21 protein-coding genes and 1 pseudogene are annotated in these 21,374 nt (G+C 61.8%); 10 read left to right on the forward strand and 12 right to left on the reverse strand.

The window, feature by feature from the left end; translation table 11 throughout:
• Nucleotides 1-29: 29 nt before the first annotated feature.
• Complete coding sequence (locus tag DRB87_RS10210; protein WP_130025813.1) at nucleotides 30-908, reverse strand: pyruvate, water dikinase regulatory protein; 879 nt, start codon at nucleotides 906-908, stop codon at nucleotides 30-32.
• Nucleotides 909-1,173: 265 nt separating this feature from the next.
• On the opposite strand from DRB87_RS10210, the gene ppsA reads away from it, so the two are divergent.
• The 3 genes from ppsA (at nucleotide 1,174) to DRB87_RS10225 (ending at nucleotide 5,295) form a co-directional block, all read left to right on the forward strand.
• Nucleotides 1,174-3,564, forward strand: coding sequence for a phosphoenolpyruvate synthase (gene ppsA, locus DRB87_RS10215; RefSeq protein ID WP_017234125.1), 2,391 nt, complete (start codon nucleotides 1,174-1,176; stop codon nucleotides 3,562-3,564).
• A gap of 166 nt (nucleotides 3,565-3,730) precedes the next feature.
• Nucleotides 3,731-4,165, forward strand: a complete 435-nt coding sequence (locus DRB87_RS10220; RefSeq protein WP_130025814.1) for an NfeD family protein — start codon at nucleotides 3,731-3,733, stop codon at nucleotides 4,163-4,165.
• A 143-nt stretch (nucleotides 4,166-4,308) separates the two neighbouring features.
• Nucleotides 4,309-5,295, forward strand: coding sequence for an SPFH domain-containing protein (locus DRB87_RS10225; RefSeq protein ID WP_130025815.1), 987 nt, complete (start codon nucleotides 4,309-4,311; stop codon nucleotides 5,293-5,295).
• Nucleotides 5,296-5,435: 140 nt separating this feature from the next.
• Here the strand turns inward: DRB87_RS10225 and smpB are convergent, their stop codons facing one another.
• A complete protein-coding gene (gene smpB, locus DRB87_RS10230; RefSeq protein ID WP_017234122.1) occupies nucleotides 5,436-5,882 on the reverse strand; it encodes an SsrA-binding protein SmpB in 447 nt (148 codons plus the stop codon).
• A 157-nt stretch (nucleotides 5,883-6,039) separates the two neighbouring features.
• Here smpB and DRB87_RS10235 point away from each other — a divergent pair, with 157 nt between their 5' ends.
• Nucleotides 6,040-6,474, forward strand: a complete 435-nt coding sequence (locus DRB87_RS10235; protein WP_026131979.1) for a type II toxin-antitoxin system RatA family toxin — start codon at nucleotides 6,040-6,042, stop codon at nucleotides 6,472-6,474.
• Nucleotides 6,464-6,799: an RnfH family protein gene (locus DRB87_RS10240; RefSeq protein WP_130025816.1), complete on the forward strand. Its 336-nt coding sequence runs from the start codon at nucleotides 6,464-6,466 to the stop codon at nucleotides 6,797-6,799. The genes DRB87_RS10235 and DRB87_RS10240 overlap by 11 nt, the downstream gene beginning before the upstream one ends.
• Before the next feature lie 196 nt (nucleotides 6,800-6,995).
• On the opposite strand, the gene DRB87_RS10245 is transcribed toward DRB87_RS10240, so the two are convergent.
• The gene (locus DRB87_RS10245; protein WP_130025817.1) at nucleotides 6,996-7,925 is read right to left on the reverse strand and encodes a DMT family transporter; all 930 of its coding nucleotides are present in this window, start codon (nucleotides 7,923-7,925) and stop codon (nucleotides 6,996-6,998) included.
• Between the two features lie 359 nt (nucleotides 7,926-8,284).
• Here DRB87_RS10245 and guaB point away from each other — a divergent pair, with 359 nt between their 5' ends.
• From guaB to guaA, 3 genes are all read left to right on the forward strand, one after another.
• Entirely contained in the window at nucleotides 8,285-9,745 is a 1,461-nt protein-coding gene (guaB, locus tag DRB87_RS10250; protein ID WP_017234118.1) for an IMP dehydrogenase, read from the forward strand.
• A 6-nt stretch (nucleotides 9,746-9,751) separates the two neighbouring features.
• Nucleotides 9,752-10,069 carry a hypothetical protein gene (locus tag DRB87_RS10255; protein ID WP_130025818.1) on the forward strand — a complete coding sequence of 106 codons (318 nt, stop codon included), beginning with the start codon at nucleotides 9,752-9,754 and terminating at the stop codon, nucleotides 10,067-10,069.
• A 348-nt stretch (nucleotides 10,070-10,417) separates the two neighbouring features.
• On the forward strand, nucleotides 10,418-12,001 hold the full coding sequence (gene guaA / locus DRB87_RS10260; RefSeq protein WP_130025819.1) for a glutamine-hydrolyzing GMP synthase: 1,584 nt from the start codon (nucleotides 10,418-10,420) through the stop codon (nucleotides 11,999-12,001).
• A gap of 122 nt (nucleotides 12,002-12,123) precedes the next feature.
• Here guaA and DRB87_RS10265 read toward each other — a convergent pair.
• Nucleotides 12,124-13,065 (reverse strand): annotated as a pseudogene (locus DRB87_RS10265) (PhzF family phenazine biosynthesis protein).
• 215 nt (nucleotides 13,066-13,280) lie between these two features.
• Nucleotides 13,281-13,622 carry a DHCW motif cupin fold protein gene (locus DRB87_RS10270; RefSeq protein ID WP_130025820.1) on the reverse strand — a complete coding sequence of 114 codons (342 nt, stop codon included), beginning with the start codon at nucleotides 13,620-13,622 and terminating at the stop codon, nucleotides 13,281-13,283.
• Nucleotides 13,623-13,976: 354 nt separating this feature from the next.
• Between DRB87_RS10270 and DRB87_RS23495 the strand changes: the two genes are divergently transcribed.
• Nucleotides 13,977-14,132: a transposase gene (locus tag DRB87_RS23495; RefSeq protein ID WP_240756297.1), complete on the forward strand. Its 156-nt coding sequence runs from the start codon at nucleotides 13,977-13,979 to the stop codon at nucleotides 14,130-14,132.
• Nucleotides 14,133-14,182: 50 nt separating this feature from the next.
• On the opposite strand, the gene DRB87_RS10280 is transcribed toward DRB87_RS23495, so the two are convergent.
• The 4 genes from DRB87_RS10280 to DRB87_RS10295 are packed head-to-tail and all read right to left on the reverse strand — an operon-like array spanning nucleotide 14,183 to nucleotide 16,813.
• A complete protein-coding gene (locus tag DRB87_RS10280) occupies nucleotides 14,183-15,439 on the reverse strand; it encodes an MFS transporter (protein WP_130025821.1) in 1,257 nt (418 codons plus the stop codon).
• The gene (locus tag DRB87_RS10285) at nucleotides 15,436-15,765 is read right to left on the reverse strand and encodes a hypothetical protein (protein WP_130025822.1); all 330 of its coding nucleotides are present in this window, start codon (nucleotides 15,763-15,765) and stop codon (nucleotides 15,436-15,438) included. The genes DRB87_RS10280 and DRB87_RS10285 overlap by 4 nt, the downstream gene beginning before the upstream one ends.
• A 2-nt stretch (nucleotides 15,766-15,767) precedes the next feature.
• On the reverse strand, nucleotides 15,768-16,331 hold the full coding sequence (locus DRB87_RS10290; protein ID WP_130025823.1) for an isochorismatase family protein: 564 nt from the start codon (nucleotides 16,329-16,331) through the stop codon (nucleotides 15,768-15,770).
• 29 nt (nucleotides 16,332-16,360) lie between these two features.
• Entirely contained in the window at nucleotides 16,361-16,813 is a 453-nt protein-coding gene (locus tag DRB87_RS10295) for a MarR family winged helix-turn-helix transcriptional regulator (RefSeq protein WP_130025824.1), read from the reverse strand.
• Between the two features lie 85 nt (nucleotides 16,814-16,898).
• On the opposite strand from DRB87_RS10295, the gene DRB87_RS10300 reads away from it, so the two are divergent.
• Complete coding sequence (locus tag DRB87_RS10300; RefSeq protein WP_165385275.1) at nucleotides 16,899-17,339, forward strand: OmpA family protein; 441 nt, start codon at nucleotides 16,899-16,901, stop codon at nucleotides 17,337-17,339.
• A gap of 139 nt (nucleotides 17,340-17,478) precedes the next feature.
• On the opposite strand, the gene DRB87_RS10305 is transcribed toward DRB87_RS10300, so the two are convergent.
• From DRB87_RS10305 to DRB87_RS10315, 3 genes are all read right to left on the reverse strand, one after another.
• Nucleotides 17,479-18,573, reverse strand: a complete 1,095-nt coding sequence (locus tag DRB87_RS10305) for a M14 family metallopeptidase (protein ID WP_130025826.1) — start codon at nucleotides 18,571-18,573, stop codon at nucleotides 17,479-17,481.
• 6 nt (nucleotides 18,574-18,579) lie between these two features.
• Nucleotides 18,580-19,770, reverse strand: coding sequence for a M20 aminoacylase family protein (locus DRB87_RS10310; protein ID WP_130025827.1), 1,191 nt, complete (start codon nucleotides 19,768-19,770; stop codon nucleotides 18,580-18,582).
• Between the two features lie 156 nt (nucleotides 19,771-19,926).
• A complete protein-coding gene (locus tag DRB87_RS10315) occupies nucleotides 19,927-21,252 on the reverse strand; it encodes an MFS transporter (protein ID WP_130025828.1) in 1,326 nt (441 codons plus the stop codon).
• Between the last annotated feature and the right edge of the window lie 122 nt (nucleotides 21,253-21,374).

The following is a 21,374-nucleotide window of genomic DNA, read 5'->3' on the forward strand; positions in this document are numbered from 1 at the left end:
CATGGCCGCAGCATGCGCGGCGGGCAACGTCAGTAGACGTCACGCTCCAGTTTGATTTCCTGCAGGATGGTCGTGGCGATTTCTTCAATCGACTTGTGCGTCGAGGATAGCCACTTGATGCCCTCACGTCGCATCATCGCCTCGGCCTCGTTGACCTCGTATCGGCAGTTTTCCAGCGACGCATACTTGCTGCCGGGGCGACGTTCGTTACGAATCTCCGAGAGGCGTTGCGGATCGATGGAAAGCCCGAAAATCTTTTCCTTGTACTGATCGAGCGTGGAGGGCAGCTTTTCACGCACGAAGTCTTCCGGAATCAACGGATAGTTCGCGGCCTTCACGCCGTATTGCATGGCGAGATAGAGCGTCGTGGGTGTCTTGCCGCTGCGCGACACGCCCACGAGGATCACATCCGCGCTTTGCAGGTTCTTGTTGGACTGCCCGTCGTCGTGCGCGAGCGAGAAATTCACCGCCTCGATCCGGTTCTTGTACGCCTCGCTGTCGGCGTTCTGGTGGACGCGGCCGATGGCGTGCATCGACTTGAGGCCCAGCTCCAGTTCCAGCGGTTCGATGAACGTCTGGAACATGTCGAGAATCACGCCCTGGCAATTGCGCAGGATCTCATTGGCCCGGGCATCGACGAGCGTGCTGAAAATGATCGGGCGGATATTGTCTGTCCGATACATTTCATTGATCCGTTGCGCCGTTTCATAGGCTTTATCGACGGAATCCACGAAAGGAACGCGAATCTGACGAAAACGCATCTCGAACTGCGCGAGGATTGAATGCGCGAAGGTTTCGGCAGTAATCCCCGTGCCGTCGGACACGATGAAGACCGGGCGCGCGGCCACCGGTTGGGTCGATGCGGCGGGGGATGTCGGGGAGTTTCCGGGTGTCGTGGCGTCGGTCATGCGCAGAATCGCAAAATGGTGCGTTGCACGGTAGAATAGCGGCAACTTGTTGGATAAGCAATTGTGCGACCGTCGCGCGCCGCCCGGCTCCAGGCCCATGGGGCGGGGCGTCACGGGAAGTGTGGAGGAGGCGACGCTCGTCGTCGAGACCTTGCCCCCGGTTCACGACGCCGCGTATGCACGATTTCTTATCCAACAGGTCGATCGGCCCCTGTCAGTCCCAGCCGATCCTCCGAGAATTTTTTTTCTTACCTTAGGGGCTTTTATGACTAACGCAGCACACGACGGCGCCTACGTGGTGCCGTTTGAGCATCTGCGCATGACCGACGTCGAGTCGGTCGGCGGCAAGAATGCATCGCTTGGCGAAATGATCAGCCAACTGGCCGGCGCCGGCGTGCGCGTGCCGGGTGGTTTCGCCACGACGGCCTACGCCTTCCGCGAATTCCTCCATCACAACAACCTGACCGAGCGTGTCGCCCAGCGCCTCGAGGGTTTGGATGTGGATGACGTCAAGGCGCTCGCGCAAGCCGGTGCCGAAATCCGTCAATGGATCGTCGACGCCCCGTTGCAGCCGCAGCTCGAGAAGGATATCCGCGAGCAGTTTGCCCGTATCACGGCCGATCAGCCGGACGCATCGTTCGCGGTGCGCTCCTCGGCTACGGCGGAAGACTTGCCCGACGCATCGTTCGCCGGTCAGCAGGAAAGCTATCTGAACGTCGTCGGCATCGAAGACGTGCTTGATCGCATGAAGCACGTGTTCGCGTCGCTGTACAACGACCGCGCCATCTCGTACCGCGTTCACAAGGGCTTCACGCATGCCGAAGTGGCGTTGTCGGCCGGTGTGCAGCGCATGGTGCGCTCGGACTGCGGCGCGTCGGGCGTGATGTTCACGATCGACACCGAGTCGGGTTTCCAGGACGTCGTCTTCATCACGGCCAGCTATGGCCTGGGGGAAACGGTCGTGCAGGGCGCCGTGAACCCGGACGAGTTCTACGTCTTCAAGCCGACGCTCAAGGCCGGCAAGTACCCGATTATTCGCCGCACGCTCGGCTCGAAGCTGCTCAAGATGGAATTCACGCAACCGGGCGAGCCGGGCCGCGTGAAGACCATCGACGTGCCGATGGAGCTGCGCAACCGTTACTCGATCACCGACGACGATTGCGTTGAACTGGCCAAGTTCGCGCTGATCATCGAGAAGCACTACGGCCGTCCGATGGACATCGAGTGGGGCAAGGACGGCAAGGACGGCAAGATCTACATTCTGCAGGCACGTCCGGAAACCGTGAAGAGCCAGGCGATCGGCAAGGTCGAGCAGCGCTTCAAGCTCAAGGGCGAGGCACCGGTATTGGCCACGGGCCGTGCCATCGGCCAGAAGATCGGTGCAGGCGCAGTGCGCGTGATCATGGACCCGAGCGAGATGGAACGCGTGCAGCCGGGCGATGTGCTGGTGGCCGACATGACCGACCCGAACTGGGAGCCGGTGATGAAGCGTGCCGCCGCCATCGTGACGAACCGCGGCGGCCGTACCTGCCACGCGGCGATCATTGCGCGCGAACTGGGTGTGCCGGCCGTCGTGGGTTGCGGCGACGCTACCGACGTACTCAAGGACGGCGCGCTCGTGACCGTCTCGTGCGCCGAGGGCGACGAAGGCAAGATTTACGACGGGCTGCTCGAAACTGAAATCACCGAGATCCACCGCGGCGAAATGCCGAAGATCCCGGTGAAGATCATGATGAACGTGGGCAACCCGCAACTCGCCTTCGACTTCGCGCAACTGCCGAACGAAGGCGTGGGTCTGGCGCGTCTGGAATTCATCATCAACAACAACATCGGGGTGCACCCGCGCGCGATTCTCGAGTACCCGAACATCGACGCCGACCTGAAGAAGGCGGTCGAATCGGTGGCTCGCGGTCATGCGTCGCCCCGTGCGTTTTACGTCGACAAGCTGGCCGAAGGGATCGCCACGATTGCCGCCGCCTTCTATCCGAAGAGCGTGATCGTGCGTCTGTCGGACTTCAAGTCGAACGAGTACAAGAAGCTCATTGGCGGTTCGCGCTACGAGCCGGACGAAGAAAACCCGATGCTGGGCTTCCGTGGCGCGTCGCGTTACATCTCGGAAGACTTCGCCGAAGCGTTCGAGATGGAGTGCCGTGCGCTCAAGCGCGTGCGCGACGAAATGGGCCTGACCAATGTCGAGATCATGGTGCCGTTCGTGCGTACGCTGGGCCAGGCGGAGCGTGTGGTCAACATGCTGGCCGGTTACGGCCTGAAGCGTGGCGAGAACGGTCTGAAGCTGGTGATGATGTGCGAAGTGCCGTCGAACGCCATTCTGGCCGATGAGTTCCTCGAGTACTTCGACGGCTTCTCGATCGGTTCGAACGACCTGACGCAGCTCACTTTGGGTCTGGACCGCGATTCGGGCATGGAGCTGCTGGCCAAGGACTTCGACGAACGCGACCCGGCGGTGCGGTTCATGCTGAGCCGTGCGATCAAGGCATGCCTGTCCAAGGGCAAGTATGTCGGCATCTGCGGTCAGGGCCCGTCGGACCATCCGGATCTGGCTGTGTGGCTGGCGAACGAAGGCATCGCATCGATGTCGTTGAACCCGGACACGGTGATGGAAACGTGGCAACAACTCGCCAAACTGGCGAAGTAACCATCACCGACGGTCACGATAGCGACCTCGGTTAAGACGCGTCCGAGCGGCACCTCGGACGCCGCCGAAAGGCCGACCCATCCCCTGGGATGCGCGCGCTGATCGGTGGGTTTCGTGCTATAAACCCCGGTATCACACCGGGGTTTTTTTGTGTCTGGGAGTTGCAATGGAACAGGCTTGGCTGTGGTTCGGCATTGCCGGATTGACCGTGGTGCTGGAGCTGGCAAGTGGTACGTTCTATCTCCTGATGGTGGCGCTCGGCATGACGGCCGGTGGTATTGCGGCGCTGTTGCGTATCGACTGGCCATTGCAGTGGGTGGCAGCGGCGGCGGTCGCGGGCGTGGCGGTCTGGATTCTGCGCCGCAGCCGCTTCGGTCAGCGGCGCATCAAGGTCGACGCGACGGCGGACCCCAATACCAACCTCGATATCGGGCAGCGTCTGCGCGTGGATGTCTGGGGCCCTGACGGTCAGGCGCGGGCGATGTATCGCGGTGCCGAATGGGACGTCGAGCTTTTGCCAGGCGAGTCGCCCAGCGCCGGATGGTTCGTCATTTGTGAGGTGCGCGGTAGCCGGCTGTACGTCGCACACGTGACTGCATAGGCACCGGGATCGGCGCGCAAACGCGCATCTCGCTTTCGCTTCGGCGTCGTCGCATGGCATGCATCGCATCGCATCGTATCGCCCGTGGTCGCGGGTGACGGGGAATTCGCCCGCCGTCATGGCAGGCGCTTCAAGGGGGGAACATGTTTTCCAACGTCGCGTTTATTCTCTTCATCATCGCCGTGATCGTTGCGGCACGCTCGATCAAGATCGTGCCGCAGCAGCACGCCTGGGTGGTCGAGCGTCTCGGCAAGTATCACGCGACGCTCACACCGGGACTGTCCATCGTCGTGCCATTCGTCGATCGCGTGGCATACAAGCATATGCTCAAGGAAGTGCCGCTCGACGTGCCGAGCCAGGTCTGTATCACGAAGGACAACACACAGCTGCAGGTCGACGGAATTCTGTACTTCCAGGTCACGGATCCCATGAAGGCGTCGTATGGGTCGAGCAACTTCATCGTCGCCATTACGCAACTGGCGCAAACGACGCTGCGCAGCGTGGTCGGTAAGCTCGAACTCGACAAGACGTTCGAAGAGCGCGAATTCATCAACCACAGTGTGGTGAATGCCCTCGACGAGGCGGCGTCGAACTGGGGCGTGAAGGTCTTGCGTTATGAAATCAAGGACCTCACGCCGCCGAAGGAGATCCTGCATGCGATGCAGGCGCAGATCACGGCCGAGCGCGAAAAGCGCGCGTTGATCGCGGCGTCGGAAGGCAAGAAGCAGGAACAGATCAACCTGGCATCCGGTGCGAGGGAGGCGGCGATTCAGAAGTCCGAAGGGGAACGTCAGGCCGCGATCAACCAGGCGCAAGGTCAGGCATCGGCCATTCTGGCGGTGGCGGAAGCCAACGCTGAGGCCATCCACAAGGTTGCGACCGCCATTCAGACGCAGGGCGGTATGGAGGCGGTCAACCTGAAGGTCGCGGAGCAATACGTGGAAGCGTTCAGCAAGATCGCCCGAACCAATAACACCTTGATCGTGCCGGGGAATCTGACGGACATGAGCAGTATGATCGCGTCGGCACTCAAGATCGTGCGCGGTACCGAAGGCGGATCGACGGCCGGTGGGTCGACGGCGAGCGGTGAAGGCGTCGGTGGCTTCGGCAATTCGGGTGCCCGACGGTAGTCCGGCCTCGCAAAGAAAAACGGCCCGCGCTGAACTGAACCGTCCAACGCCTGGGGTTCAGTGCAATGCGGGCCGTTTTCGCTGGGTAGCGGGCGGAGGCGGTGGTCTGCCTCGATGCACACGCCCACCGATGCAGCGCCTTACGTCGGCGTGCGCATCAGGCGCGCTCGCTCGCGTTCCCAGTCGCGCGCCTTTTCCGTCTCCCGCTTATCGTGCAGCTTCTTGCCCTTGGCCAGCCCTATCTCGCATTTCACTAGGCCTTTGCTGTAGTGCAGGTTGAGTGGTACGAGCGTGTAGCCGCGTTGCTCCACCTTGCCGATGAGCTTCTTGATTTCGTCGGCCTTGAGCAAGAGCTTCCGGGTGCGCACGGGGTCGGGGTTGATGTGCGTCGATGCGGATTGCAGCGGGCTGATGTGTGTGCCGATCAGAAAGATCTCGCCATGCTTGATGACGACATAGCCTTCCTTGATCTGCGCCCGCCCGGCGCGAATGGCCTTGACTTCCCACCCTTCGAGCGCGATGCCGGCTTCGTATCGCTCCTCGATGAAGTAATCGAAGAAGGCCTTCTTGTTGTCGATGATGCTCATGGATCCTTGGCGGGTAACTTGGTCGGACCCGGTGAGTCGGGCTCGGGTAAAATACCGATTTTAACAAAGAGTCTCGGCAACAGGCGGCTTGCGTCGCGCGCGCATCGATTCGACATCGATGGCCACCGCGTCATGCATGCACCTCGCCCGACAGACGATGGCCGAAGTCAGTAAAACCGTTCTCGTGCATTTCTCCGCCGAGCAAATGTACGACCTGGTGACCAATGTCGCCGATTACCCAAAATTCCTGCCCTGGTGCGGGGGTGTCGATATTCGGCACCAAGACGAGCACAGCATGGAGGCGTCGCTGATCATCGACTTCAAAGGGCTGAAGCACTCGTTCGCGACGCGCAATCTCCAGGAGCGTCCGCACTCCATTCAGATGACCTTCGTCGAAGGGCCTTTCAAACGCTTTCACGGCACCTGGAAGTTCACGCCGCTGCGCGAGAACGCTTGCAAGATCGAGTTCGGTCTTCACTACGAATTTGCGAGTTTTCTGCTCGAGAAGGTGATCGGCCCGGTATTCAGCCACATCGCCAATACGTTCGTCGACGCCTTTGTCAAACGTGCGGAGACCGTCTATGCCGGGTGAGTTGAACGTCGAGGTTTGCTACGCCTTGCCCGCCGAGCAGACGATCGTCGCGCTGACGCTGCCGCAAGGCGCCACAATGCGCGAGGCGATCGAGCGCAGCGGACTGCTGCAGCGGTTTCCGGCGCTGGACCTGTCGCGCATGAAAGCCGGCGTCTTCGGTAAGCTGCGCGCGCTTGACGCCGCCGTGGAGGACGGGGATCGCATCGAAATCTACCGGGCGTTGAAGGCCGATCCCAAGCTCGCGCGTCAGCGACGCGTGGAAAAAGTACGCAACGAAGGGAGCCGAGAAGGGCAGAAATGGCTGGGTAGCCGTCGCGGCAGTTGACGTCTGCGGTGCGTGACCCGGTGCCGCGCCGACCGGCACGCAAACCAAAGCGCTCACATGGGCGCTGAGAGGTGCGCTGAGAGGTGCGCTGAGAGGTGCGCTGAGAGGTGCGCTGAGAGGTGCGCTGAGAGGTGCGCGAGGTGGGGCGCTGGAGGCGGCGCCGACTAGCGTCTCTATACGAATCACGCCGGGCGAATCAGTGCGCCGGTTGTCGTGCATGCAATTTTACCGAGGCGCTGACACCCGCCAGCAGCAACGCGATGGCGGCGAGTTCCAGCAGGCGTGGCAAGCGCTGTTCGTAGACAAAGCCGTAAATCAGCGCGAAGAGCGTTTCAAACACGATCATCTGTCCTGACAGGGTGAGCGGCAGCCGTCGGCTTGCCGCATTCCAGAACGCATTGCCAATGGTCGATGCCCCCACCGCCACGGCGATGTTGACGAGCAGGAACATCTGCCAGTCGCGCGGTGCGTCGAGCACGACCGGGTGCGGGAGCCACACGGCCGGAATCGCCAGCATCAGCGCGAGCACGCCCGTGGCGACGCCCGTCAGCAGCGACCATTCCTGACTCGTGAAGTGTCCGAATCGCGCCAGATAGCGGGCGTTGGCCACCGCATACCATGTCCAACTCACGAGCGCCCCGACTGCGCAGCCAATGCCGGCGAGGGTGAGCCGCCAGTCTCCGCCGCTTGCCGAGGCGTGGGCGAACACGTCGACGTTGATGCAGACGATGCCCGCCGCGACCAGTGCCAGCGGCCCCGCCAGCCGTGACAGGGGAAGGGCGCCGTGGTCACGGCTGCCCACGAGCGTGACCGTCACGGGCAGCACGCCGACGATCAACGAGGCCGGCGCAATCCCCGCCATCTGGACCGCGCCCGCGAGAAAGAGGTAGTAAATGAGGTTGCCGACAAGACTCAGCCGGAACAGCGCGCGCCAGTCGTTGCCGGTGACGGTATGCCGTAGGCGCGCCCAGAGGGGGGCGAGCAGCACGGCGGATACCAGTCCGTACAGGACGTAACGGGCGGCCGACAGTTCCAGCGGCGAGAACCCGGGCAGCAGGCGAGGGGCCAGGAAGACCAAGCCCCACAAGGCGCCCGCGGCCAGTCCGAAAGAAATGCCTTGCCCCATGAAATTCGTACCCGTGATTGGTTTTGGCGAGATGCCGGTAATCCGTGCCGGACAGTGCCCGTGATGCCGGTCGGGGCGGTGCGAGTCGGTGCGGAAAGGGCCGAAGAATAGCATGGGGCTGGGGCGCGGCTCTTGTGAAATCCGGCAGCCAGCGAGGCTCGCAAGTTCGTCGCCGCGCGGGCGATACGTGTCAGATATGGGTTCGATGTGGAGCCAAATTGCGTCCGCGACGTGTCCCGGCGCCGTCCCGTGCGTGTCTGATCCGGCCCTCGGGGAAAAAGCCCCTTGACATGTGGGGCAGACGTGCCATGCGTCCTGCGATTTCTGTATAATTCGGTTTTGCGCCTATAGGATTTGCCATGCGTCTGATCCAAAAAGCACTCACTTTCGATGACGTGCTCCTCGTCCCGGCTTACTCTGCCGTTCTTCCGCGCGACACCAGCCTGAAAACCAAGCTCACGCGCAATATCACCTTGAACATGCCTTTGCTGTCGGCCGCCATGGATACGGTGACCGAAGCGCGTCTGGCCATCGCCATGGCACAACAGGGCGGTATCGGCATTATTCACAAGAATCTGAAGCCGGCCGAGCAGGCGCGTGAAGTGTCGAAGGTCAAGCGCTTTGAATCCGGCGTTCTGCGCGATCCGATCACGATTCCGCCGCACATGAAGGTGCGCGATGTGATCGCGTTGTCGCGCCAGCATGGCATTTCCGGTTTCCCGGTCGTCGAGGGCGCTCAGCTCATCGGTATCGTGACCAACCGTGACCTGCGTTTCGAGAGCCGCCTGGACGAGCCGGTGCGCGCGATCATGACGCCCAAGGAAAAGCTCATCACGGTACGCGAAGGCGCGTCGCCGGCCGATGCCGAGCACTTGATGCATAGCCACCGCCTGGAGCGCGTGCTGGTCGTCAATGATGCCTTCGAGCTGCGCGGCCTGATGACCGTCAAGGACATCATGAAGGCCACCGAGCACCCGCTCGCGAACAAGGACGAACACGGCAAGCTGCGTGTCGGTGCTGCCGTTGGCGTGGGCGCGGACAATGAAGAGCGTGTCGAGTTGCTGGTGGCGGCGGGCGTCGACGTGATCGTGGTCGACACGGCCCACGGCCACAGCCAGGGCGTGCTGGACCGCGTGCAGTGGGTCAAGAAGCATTTCCCGCAGATCGAAGTGGTCGGCGGCAATATTGCGACGGCGAGTGCCGCCGTGGCGCTGGTCGAACACGGGGCGGACGCCGTCAAGGTCGGTATCGGCCCGGGCTCGATCTGCACGACGCGTATTGTGGCGGGCGTGGGTGTGCCGCAAATCACGGCAATCGCCAACGTCGCCGAAGCGCTCAAGGACACCGGCGTGCCGCTGATCGCGGACGGTGGTATTCGTTATTCGGGCGACATCTCCAAGGCGCTGGCCGCTGGCGCGCACACCGTGATGATGGGCAGCATGTTCTCGGGCACGGAAGAAGCGCCGGGCGAGGTGTTCCTGTACCAGGGTCGTTCGTACAAGAGCTATCGCGGCATGGGTTCGGTGGGGGCGATGAAGGATGGCGCCGCTGACCGTTACTTCCAGGACCCGGCCAACAACGCCGACAAGCTGGTGCCGGAAGGCATTGAAGGCCGTGTGGCCTACAAGGGCAGCGTGATGGCCATCCTGCATCAGTTGACGGGCGGTATCCGTTCGTCGATGGGGTATCTGGGTTGCCCGACGATCCAGGACCTGCACGAGAAGGCGGAGTTTGTACAAATCACGGCCGCCGGCATGCGCGAATCGCATGTGCACGATGTTCAGATCATGAAGGAAGCCCCCAACTACCACGTGGAGTAATCGCCCATGAAGGCCATGTTGCGTACGGTACTGTTCCTCGATGCGGCGCTGAATCTGGCACTCGGTGTGCTGTTGATTGCGTCGTTCTGGTCATCGCTGTATGCGGCCATTGAAGTGCCCGCGCCATCGCCCGTGCTGTATGCGCAGGCGCTGGGTGTGGCCTTCGTCGGCGTGGCCTGGCTGCAATGGCACGCGACCGTGAACGGCCAGTTGACGGCGACCGTTGCGAAAGTGACGGGGCATATCAACTGGGTGATCGGTGCGTTCGTGCTGGGGTGGCTGATTTCCGGCCAGTTGGCGGTGACGGGGGCGGCAAGTGGTTGATGCCGGCGCTCGGGGCCGTCTTGCTGGTGGTGGGTGCCATTCTCGTCAAGCTGGCGTCGAGCGTGCGTACCAAAGAACGCGTGCAGGCGGCACAGCAGGCGGGCGGTCGCGGACGTGGCGGGGTCGTGCGCGACCCCCGGCGTGACGCTCCGTACGATGATCCCGATGCCCGGGCCGGCGACGAGTCCCGAGGCAAGCGCGCTGAACCGCGCATGGAGGCGCCTCGCGGCGGCTCCGCTTCCGTCAATACCACACCGGTCGCGCCTGCGGGCACCACCGGTATTGTCACGCCCGTGCCTTCCGCCACGGCGCCGACGTCCAACGAATCCACTTCCTCCGTACCTCACGATGCACGACAAAATCCTCATTCTTGACTTCGGTTCGCAAGTCACCCAGCTCATTGGCCGCCGCGTTCGCGAAGCGCACGTCTACTGCGAGATCCACCCGAACGACGTGTCGGACGAATTCATTCGTGAATTCAATCCGAAGGCGATCATTCTGTCGGGTAGCCACGCGAGCACGTATGAGGATCAGGATCTGCGCGCACCGCAGGCGGTCTGGGATCTGGGCGTGCCGGTGCTGGGCATTTGCTACGGCATGTTCGCGATGACGGTTCAGTTGGGTGGTCAGGTCGAGGCGAGCCATCATCGCGAATTCGGCTACGCCGAGGTTCGCGCCCAGGGCCATACGCCGCTGCTCGACGGCATTGAGGATTTCCGTACGGCCGAAGGTCACGGCATGCTCAAGGTGTGGATGAGCCATGGTGACAAGGTCACGCAGTTGCCGCCGGGTTTCGTGCTGATGGCGTCGACGCCGAGCTGCCCGATCGCCGGCATGGCCGACGTGTCGCGTCGCTACTATGCGGTGCAGTTCCATCCGGAAGTCACGCACACCGTGAAGGGCCGTGAGCTGCTGGAGCGTTTCGTGCTGGAAATTGCCGAGGCGAAGCCGGACTGGATCATGCGCGACCACATCGAGGAGGCCGTGAAGGCGATCCGCGAGCAGGTGGGCGACGAGGAAGTGATTCTGGGCTTGTCGGGCGGTGTCGATTCGAGCGTTGCGGCGGCGCTGATTCATCGCGCCATTGGCGACCAGCTGACGTGCGTGTTCGTCGATCACGGTCTGCTGCGTCTGAACGAAGGCCAGATGGTGATGGAGATGTTCGCGGGCCGCCTGCATGCGAAGGTCGTGCATGTGGACGCCGCCGAGCAGTTCATGGGGCATTTGAAGGGCGTGACTGATCCGGAGCAGAAGCGCAAGATCATCGGGCGTGAGTTTGTCGAAGTGTTCCAGGCGGAAGCGAAGAAGCTGAAGAATGCGAAGTGGCTGGCGCAGGGCACGATCTATCCGGACGTGATCGAGTCGGGCGGCGCGAAGACGAAGAAGGCAACGACGATCAAGAGCCACCACAACGTGGGCGGCTTGCCGGAGACGCTGGGTCTGAAGCTGCTGGAGCCGCTGCGCGACTTGTTCAAGGATGAAGTGCGCGAGTTGGGCGTGGCGCTGGGTCTGCCGCACGATATGGTCTATCGTCACCCGTTCCCGGGCCCGGGCCTGGGTGTGCGCATTCTGGGCGAAGTGAAGCGTGATTACGCCGATCTGCTGCGTCGCGCCGATGCGATCTTCATCGAAGAGCTGCGCAACACGGTCGAGCCCAACAGCGGCAAGACGTGGTACGAGCTGACGAGCCAGGCGTTTGCGGTGTTCCTGCCGGTCAAGAGCGTGGGCGTGATGGGCGATGGCCGCACGTATGAGTGGGTCGTGGCGCTGCGTGCCGTGCAGACGCAAGACTTCATGACGGCGCATTGGGCACACCTGCCGCATGACCTGCTCGGCAAGGTGTCGAACCGCATCATTAACGAAGTGCGTGGTTTGAACCGGGTCGTGTATGACATCTCGGGCAAGCCGCCTGCGACGATCGAGTGGGAGTGATTCGGCGTCCGGCACTGGCCGGCATCCACGGTCAGTAACACACACCTAAGCCCGCGATTTCGCGGGCTTTTTTGTATTCGTGTCTGGCAATGGCGGTTGTTGCGGGCATTCACTCATGAACGTCAATCATCGCCTTCAAGTTGAAACGATCCCTTCATGACGCTGACGCATTTTCCGCCAACACGAATCCGTGTCTGCCCGTCATGCAAGTCAATTCTGGCCCTGAGAATGCTGGGTCGGCCCATGTCAACGCCTTGAGCAACGCATAATGCCAACTCTGGCACCCCGCGCACGTGTGCGATGAGCGCTGCAGTCGCTGCTGTTGCGCTGCCTGTCGCGGGGTCTTCTGTCATGCGTGGTGTGAACATGCGGGCCTCCAAATCACAGGCGTGCCCCGCTCTCGCATGGTCGACATCGCGCGTATAAGCGTAAATTGAGACAGCGCCGTCGATTGGCAGAAGGCCTTTGAATGCCACTAGATCGGGTACGCATCGCCTTAGCGCATCGCGTGAAGCAAGTTCGACGACGAGAAACGGGAGGCCAACTGACGCGACCTGAGGCGCATGAGCGTCGAAACGAATATCGTCAACGCTGAGTGAGAGACAAGCCGCCACACGATTTTCGGCGACATGTGAAAGCTGCGCCAACGGTTCCGGCGCAATGAGTTCAGCACCAAGAATCGTCCCTCCCTCCTTCAACAGGTATACCGGAACAAGACCGGCGAGCTCCTCAAAGACGAGCAAGTTCGGCACCTCCACACCATGTGACGCAGCCTGTGAGGCGAGCACGAATGCGGTGCCGATGTTCGGGTGTCCCGCGAAAGGTATCTCGCGACTTGGCGTGAATATCCTTACCCACGCAGTGTTTGAAGCATCGCTGGGAGGCAAGACGAATGTCGTTTCGCTCTAAGCGAACTCGCTGGCGATTGCCTGCATCTGACGGGTAGACAAGCCGGCGGCGTCAAGCACGACGGCGACGGGATTGCCCTTAAATTTCTCGGCTGTGAATACATCGGCGGTGACGTAGCGTCGATTCATAGTTTGCTTTGGCCCGTTGATCGTCATTCCCAATCTCGATGATCGGTTGCAAGGCGTCAAAGTGAGAGACAGTTCTGCCCTGAAAGGCGGGGCCAGCGGACAATTTGGCGCATGCGTCGAATGATCGGTAGTCGCCGGCTAGCGTCCGACTGCCGAGCGCGACGATCACATCGGGCGCGGACCCCATGCGGTCGATATCACATGACCTCGTGCAGTCCTTTGACGATCTCAGTAGCCGCCGCTCAGTCAACGATGAAGAGCTTGGCACCCGTCTTCGTATAGGACTGGTGCGGCTCCGCGTTATCGCCAACCTGATAACTCATGCCGGTTGTCAAGACGAACTTCCGCCCATCTTCGAGGGTTGTTTCCAACTCGCCTTCCAGGCAGAAAAGAACGTGACCTTTTTGACACCAATGGTCCGCAAGATAGCCAGGAGCATATTCCACCATCCGCACTCGAATTTGATTCGGCTTTTCACCAAAAAAGCGTGTGCGCCAATAAGCTACCCCGGTTTCCCCTCTGTGCTCCGTTGTCTCGACTTCTGCCCAGTGGGTCGTGCCGAAGGCAAATGCGTCCATTTTCATAAGGCTATTTCCTCGTCAATGTTGGTCTTGTGCGCATGCGCCAATCCGCCATCGTGCTCCGTGCCTCATTACCGCATTCCGACGGCTTGGCGCCAGGGGAGATTGTTGCGGGATGACCGAACTTATTGTTCACGAACTACGCAGCAATGTCGAAGGCTCCTTCATGGCCGAGCTGTGACCGACGCGGTTAGATGTGGCGCACATGGCGACCGTTCGATCCCCCGCGGGCCTGCTTCGGTTCTGTTGCGCTCAGACAGTGGCCTGGTGTTTACCTCGCGAAGCTACACGGTGCTGGCGCGCGGTTACCGATTGCGCCAAGCATTAATCACGCCGCATTGCCCGCAACAGGACGACATGGTTGAGCGCGTGATCCGTACCTTGAAAGAGCACTGCGAGTATCGGCAACGCTTCGAGACAATCCAGCATGCTGCAAGCGTAATCGGTGCCCGGATACGCTTCAATAACCACCGGCGCCCACACCAGGCGCTCGGGTTGAAAACCCCCGGTTGAGGCATTCGCATTAGCCGCTCAATCTGAGCAGGTGCCGCTGAGTCGTTACATTAGCGCGAGTGGTCCTCCTTGTGAAGTTCGCCCCGCCACGGCTGGTGAATCTGCCGCGTCATGGTGGAGACGGCCACGACGGCCGCGGCGATACCCGATGCCGCGCCAACGCCGAGTGCCCAGCGTGGACCCAGATGGTTCGCCACCCAACCCACGATAGGTGCACCAATCGGCGTACCCCCGAGCGCGATGGCCACGCGCAGTGCCATCACCCGTCCCCGCATGGCGGGCTCGGTCGTGAGCTGCATCAGGCTGTTAGTCGCGTTGGTGAAGGTCAAGGCGGCTACCCCGATGACGACCAACGCACCGGCGAACAGCCAATAGTTCGGGGCAATAGCGGCCAGCGCGCAACCGAGTCCGAAAATCGTGGCACCGATCAGCAGCGAGGTGAATTGTGGCCGACCGCGGCCGGCGGCCATCAGTGCTCCTGAGACAGTACCGATGGCCATGATCGACGACAGGAGGCCGTAGCCACGTGCATCTGTATGGAAGACACTGACGGCCATGGTTGAGATGAAGATCGGGAAATTCAGTCCGAACGTACCGATCAGGAACAACATGGCCAGGATCGCCTTGAGGTCTGGTCGAGACCCTACGTAGCGTAATCCCTCGGTCAGACTACCCTTGGTTCGGTGTGCCCGTGCGTTCGCATGCAGACCGGAGGTACGGAGCAGAAACAGGGAGGCCAGTACTGCGACGAAGCTGGCCCCGTTTAACAGAAACGCCCAACCGACGCCAACCGAAGCGATGACCAGACCGGCCATCGAGGGCCCGATCATTCGCGCCGCATTGAACGAGGTCGAGTTGAGCGCGACCGCGTTGGGCAGGTCCGCATCGCCGACCAGTTCTGTCACAAAGGTCTGGCGCACGGGGGCATCAAAGGCCGAAGCGCAGCCGGACAGAAAAGCGAATACATAGACATGCCAGAGATGGACGCGACCCGTGACGGTGAGAAGCCCCAGCGCCAAGGCAAGAATACCCATCATCGCCTGGGTCGCCATCAGGAGCTTGCGCTGGTTGTAGTGATCGGCCGCGAAGCCAGTCCAGGGCAGCAGCAGGAGTTGTGGCCCGAACTGGAGCGCCATGACCGCGCCCACGGCCGACGCATCGTGATGGGTGAGTTGGGTGAGGACAAGCCAGTCCTGGGCCGTGCGCTGCACCCATGTCCCGACATTCGAGACCAGCGTTCCAGCCGTCCAGATCCGGTAGTTGAAGTTCCTCAGCGAACGGAAGACGTCCGTTGCTGCCGCGCTCACGAATGCTCTGGCGTATTGCCGCCGTGGAAGCGGCCAAATAGCCGTGCAGAAAGTAGTCCGATGGCGAGGATGCCGAGCCCGAATGCGACGGCATCGCGCGTGCTCCTCAGGTCGAAATCACCCATGCGGAAAATGAGCGAGTGGCTGATAACCAGATTGAGAAACCCCCAGAGCACATTTACCGTTGATGAGGATAGGCCTTGCCCTGGCGGTTTCGCGAATGGGCTCTGGAACGGTTTTCCCATCACGCCGGCGACGAAATGCGGCACAGCGTTTGCGAGTAACGCACCGCCGAAGAAGTAAGAGACGAGATGAAGCCATACCATTTTCAGGCGCTCCTTGTCGACAATAGGTCGATGACGTCTTGAGCCGTGCCCGTTTCCCCCAACTTCGGAAAAACGTTCTTGATGCTGTAGTCATGCACCTCGGAACGTGCGTCCGTCATGGCGTCGAGGGGCAGGGCGACATTGAAGCCGTGCTCGTACGCCTGACGCGCGGTCGCTTCGACGCCAGTCCCGGTGGCGACACCCGTGATAACGACTTGGGTGACGCCCAGCGTCTTTAGCTGGTTCTCGAGGCCGGTGTTGGCGAACGCACCCCAGGTTCGCTTGGTCACGACGATGTCGCTGGGCTGCTGATCGAGTTCGGGGATGAAGTCGGTCCACCCCGCCGGGAACGATCCGCTGTGACGCGGCCGCTCGGTACGCCCCGGCGCTACGCCGGCAACGTTGACGAGAACGACCGGCCGGCCGCGTTCGCGAAACGCATCGAGCAGTGCGCGCGAACGATCCACTATGCCGTCAACGGGATGAATGAGAGGGGAGCCGACGATGCCATTTTGCAGGTCAACGATGATAAGCGCGGTATTCGGGTCGAGCGTGGTGAGGGCCATGCTATTTCCTGAAACGGGGTGGTGCTGGCTCAGAAGTCGGCGAGGCGCTGCAGCAGCTTCACTGCAGCCGCGAGTTCGCCTTGCTCCTGAGGGGATAGTTGCGCCTGCAGGGCGCGGACCAGCCAGTCTTCTTTGGCAGTCCGGCTCTCCTTGAGGGTCTTCCGAAAACCAGGCGTCAGGTCGACGAGGGTTTGCCGACCATCGGTGGGATCGGGTTTGCCGCTGACGGCCTTCATCGCCTCTAGTCCGGCCACCGTGATACGCATGGACTGCGGACGGACGCTCTCCGCACGGGCCAGGGCAGACACGGTGGCGGGCCCGTCGCGGTCCAGACGGAGAAGTACCGACTTCTGGGCGGACGTGAAGTCACCCGGATGGGCTTGCTCCCTCACCCGTCGAATCAATTTGCCTAGTGAAATGCGCAATTCACCCGCTAGGATGGCCGCTGATGGTGCCTTGGATGTGAGTGACGACTTGATCATGTCCAAACCATAGCATGACTGCAGTTTAACTGTACAGTTTTGCTGTATTGATAATCGCGCTGTGGAGCCGGAATGCGAGAAGTATGTGAATCCAACGCCTGTGGCGGCTGCGACGTCGGCGCCGGTCAAGCGGATCACGCTCGACGCGTCGTTGCTGTTCGGGTTCAACCAATTCGCGCTCAGCGATTTGCGGCCGGAAGGGCGCGCGAAACTTGACAGTATCGCGGCCTCGCTTGGCGATAACGTGGCGCACGGTGAGCGTATCAAGGTCGCGGGATACACCGACCGAATTGGATCGCAAGCCTACAATCAGCAGTTGTCGCTTCACCGAGCCCAGACCGTTCGCGACTATTTCGCCAGCCGTGGCATCGATGCCCATCGGATTGATGCCGTCGGTATGGGGAGTGCGAACCCGGTGTCTTCGGGATGTCCCGACGGACGTTCGACGGCCGCCTTGCAATGCCTCGCAGTTGACCGCCGAGTGACCATCGAAACGGTCCCTGTCGTCGCCAGTCAACCGCATTGATCGAGTTCCGCAACCTGTGCGCCGGACAGAGGCTTGCCGATTTGTTTTTTTGGACGATGCCGTTCAGTCAGCGCACTGAACGGCATTGGGGTGAAGGGGCGGGTGCCACCACTGGCAACGCCAACGCTCGCCTTGGAGCTCAGTCGACAGCACCGCGCCCCAACCCCGTTATAGCTTGCAGGATTGCCACACGCGCCTGCCCCAGAATCTGCCCTTGCCAAATCGGGTCCTCGAAGCAGAACGCCGCGCGAACCGCGGCTCGAATTGCCGCTGCCTGTGCAGTCGGTGCTTCCGGATGCTGACGTAGCCACGCATCGGCCCGCAGCATGTGCAGCATGTCGATCAGGGGGACCGTGCCATATTCGATGGCCATGGCGGTCACCTGCACATCCGGACACGCAAACCGCAAAGTGTCGAGCAATGGTCCGCCAACGTTGGATGCCACCGTCGTGCCGTCGACCGGACTGGCCAAATCGGCACCCCACCAGGCGCGCGCGCGCCTGAGTTCGGCAGCGTCGACGCGTCCCACGCTGATCTTCTCGCCATGACCGGGGGGACCGAGTCCGGTATGAAAGTCGATCCACCCCACCGCTTCGCACGCCTGTGCATGCTCGTGGATCAACGCGTCCATCAGGCGGGTGCTCGCCACCGGAGCACGCCCGCCGTAGAACAAGCCATCTGCAAATTGATATTGTCCAAGGGTCAACGCGCGCTGATACGCGGGTTCACCGTGTGCGGCGATATAGTGCGTGATCGCCGCGACATTGTCGTCCGAGGGCGGCCACGTCTGTGGCACAAGCAAGGCATGCAGGTCGGCATACGCATCGTTGATCGGCACCGGCTGCGTGAAGTCGATGCTGTTGCGGTTCAAGTCCACATTGTCTTCGTTGGTCCGCGAGAGCCACGAGAAGCCGTAAGGATTGATGGCATGCACGACGAGGATTGCCACATCAGCCGCCGCCAGGCGGGCCTGTAGCCCTGCATCGCCCAGCAGTGCTATTTGCGCCGCACTGCCGCAAAAGCCCTCTACGCCATGCGTGCCCGACGTCAGAATCAATAGCCGACGCGTATGCGGTGCCCCAAGCCGCACAACATCCGTGGCCAACACCTCGCCTTCGCGCCCGGTAATGTCGGGAATCACATGGCTCGTCACCGCGACGCCAGCCGCACGCGCAGCGTCGGCGAACCGCTCGCGCGCCTGGGCATAGGTCGCAGAGAAAAAATTGGCTGCCATAACGTGTCACGCGACCAGGAAGGCTTCAGCCAGTCGAACCCAATACGTGGCGCCCAGCGTCAGCACGTCATCGTTGAAGTCATAGCTTGTGTTGTGGAGCATGCATGGGCCGAGCCCGTGCCCGTGCGCGCGGTGATCGCCCAGCCCGTTGCCGATATACGCATAGCACCCCGGCCGCTCTTGCAGGAAAAATGAAAAGTCCTCCGCGCCCATGGTCGGGTCGATCGGGTAGACAACGTGGTCGCGCCCGACGATCTCTCGCATGACATCGACGGCGAACTGCGTCTCGGTCGCCGTGTTGACGGTCGGCGGGTAATTGCGCACGAACGTGAAGTCCGCCGTACAGCCATAGGCGGCCGCCGTCGACGTGCAGAACTCCCGCATGCGAGTCTCCACCAGATCGAGCACTTCGATGGAGAACGTACGCACGGTGCCGGCCAACGTGGCGGTGTTCGGGATGACGTTGATCGCTTCGCCCGCCTGCATTTGTGTGATGGATAGCACGGCGGCGTCGATCGGACGCTTGTTGCGCGTCATGATGCTCTGCAGGCCGGTACCGATCTGCATGGCTGTCAGGACCGGGTCGATGCCATCGTGCGGCATGGCGGCGTGCGCGCCCGTCCCCTTGACGACGATCCGGAACTCATTGCTCGACGCCTGCGTCGCACCCACGCGCGCACCAAAACTACCGGCGGCGAGTCCCGGCCAATTGTGCAGCGCGAACACCGCGTCGACCGGGAATCGCTCGAACAGGCCGTCCTGAAGCATGGCCTTGGCGCCGCCACCGCCTTCTTCCGCGGGCTGGAAGATGAACACGATCGTGCCGTCGAACGTGCGATGCGTGGCAAGGTGCTGCGCAGCGCCCAGCAGCATGGCGGTATGACCATCGTGACCGCACGCATGCATCTTGCCGGCATATTGCGAGGCGTGCGCAAAGCTGTTGAGTTCCTGGATGGGCAGGGCATCCATGTCGGCACGCAGACCGATGGTCTTCTTGCCGGTGCCGTTGCGCAACACGCCGACGACACCTGTCTTGCCGAGGCCGCGGGTGACCTCGATACCCCAGGATTCGAGCAGACGCGCAACGATGTCGGACGTTCGCGCTTCCTCGTAACGCAGCTCCGGGTGGGCGTGGAGGTCGCGGCGAATGGCCTGCAACTCGGTAGAGCGTTCAGCGATTTCGGGAATGATGGACATGTAAGCGGGTTCTCCATGGAGGCCCCGATGGCGCCGCCGCCGGCGATCGTCAAGAAAGCCGGGGCGCGACATTGGCCATGGGGCGCGTTGTGGGACAGAAGTGAGTCAGACACGCGCGAGACGACGTCCCGCGCATGGGGAGCGATGCGCGAATCGTTACTGCAGCGGCATGCGCGAGCGGTCTTGCAGCATCAGGATCGTGATGAGGCCCACTGCCGCGCCGAACATTCCGTAGTACACGACAGCGAGCTTGTCCCCCGTCCAACTGATGAGAAGCGTGGCAATGGCGCCGGCGAAGCCGCCGAAGATCATGACCGCGAAGTTGTAGCCAATCGCCATCGACGTGGCACGTACCCGCGATGGGAAGAGTTCACAGACGAAGGCGCAATACGAGCCCTGGAACAGGCCGAGCGAGAGCATCAGGCAGCACTGCACGAGGATCAGCATCGGCAGTGTCGGCGTGTGACTCACGGCCAGGAACAGCGGATACGTGATGACCAGGCTGATCACGCCGGACGCGACCATCGGCTTCTTGCGGCCGATGACGTCTGAAATCCGACCCGATGCAAAGGTGCCGACGATGTAAGCGACCGCCGCGCACAGCGACGCGATCACGCTGCTTTTGAACGGAATGCCCAGCGACTTCGTGGCGTAACTCGGCATGTAGTAATAAAAGATGTACGTGCCAATGGTGCCGTACACTGTCAGGCCGAAGCCGGCCAGCACCTGTCGCCAGTGCGTGGTCACCGATTCGATGAAAGGCGAGCGACGGGACTCGGCATGCTGGGTGGCGTGTTTGAACACCGGGGATTCGTCCAGGCGCGAGCGCACATACAGGCCGACTGGCACGATCAGCAGGCCGATCGCGAAGGGAATGCGCCATCCGAATGCGTCGATCTGCTCCGGTGTCAGGGTTTGCGTGATGCCCACCGATACGATGGCCCCGAGCAACATGCTGCAGGCCTGAGCGATCATCTGGAAGCTGCCGTACACGCCGCGTCGTTCGACCGGGGCATGCTCGACCAGGAAGGCGGTGGCGCTGCCCACTTCGCCGCCGGCGGAAAAGCCTTGCAGGAAGCGGCCGATCAACATCAGCACCGGTGCGGCCATGCCGATTGACGCATAGGTCGGCGCAAAGGCGATGGCGGCGACACCGACCGCCATGACAGAGATGGTCAGCAGCAGGGCCGACTTGCGGCCATGCCTGTCGGCGACGTTACCCAAAACAATGCCGCCGAGCGGCCGCGTGAGGAACCCCACGCCAAACGTCGTCCAGGTGGCGAGCAGGGCGGCGGTCGGGTTATCGCTGGGAAAGAACTGGCGGGCGATGTTGGCCGCGAAAAACGTGAAGACCGTGAAATCGAACCATTCGAGCGCATTGCCGATCGTAGATACCGCAATCACGCCTACGTCGATACGTTTGCCCGATCGTTCCGGGGCTGTCGGGGTAGCGGCGCTGTCGCGCTCAACTGAAACTTCCATGGAGAGGCTCCTGTCTCGAAGTTTGACCGTGGCAAGCCGGATTTACTTGCTCCGACTGATTCTGCTTGTGTAAAAAAATCAATAAAAGCTAGAATTTGTGATCCGTCATCGCAAATATTTTG

The sequence above is a fragment of the Pandoraea sp. XY-2 genome (assembly GCF_004193915.1).
GTDB lineage: Bacteria > Pseudomonadota > Gammaproteobacteria > Burkholderiales > Burkholderiaceae > Pandoraea > Pandoraea cepalis.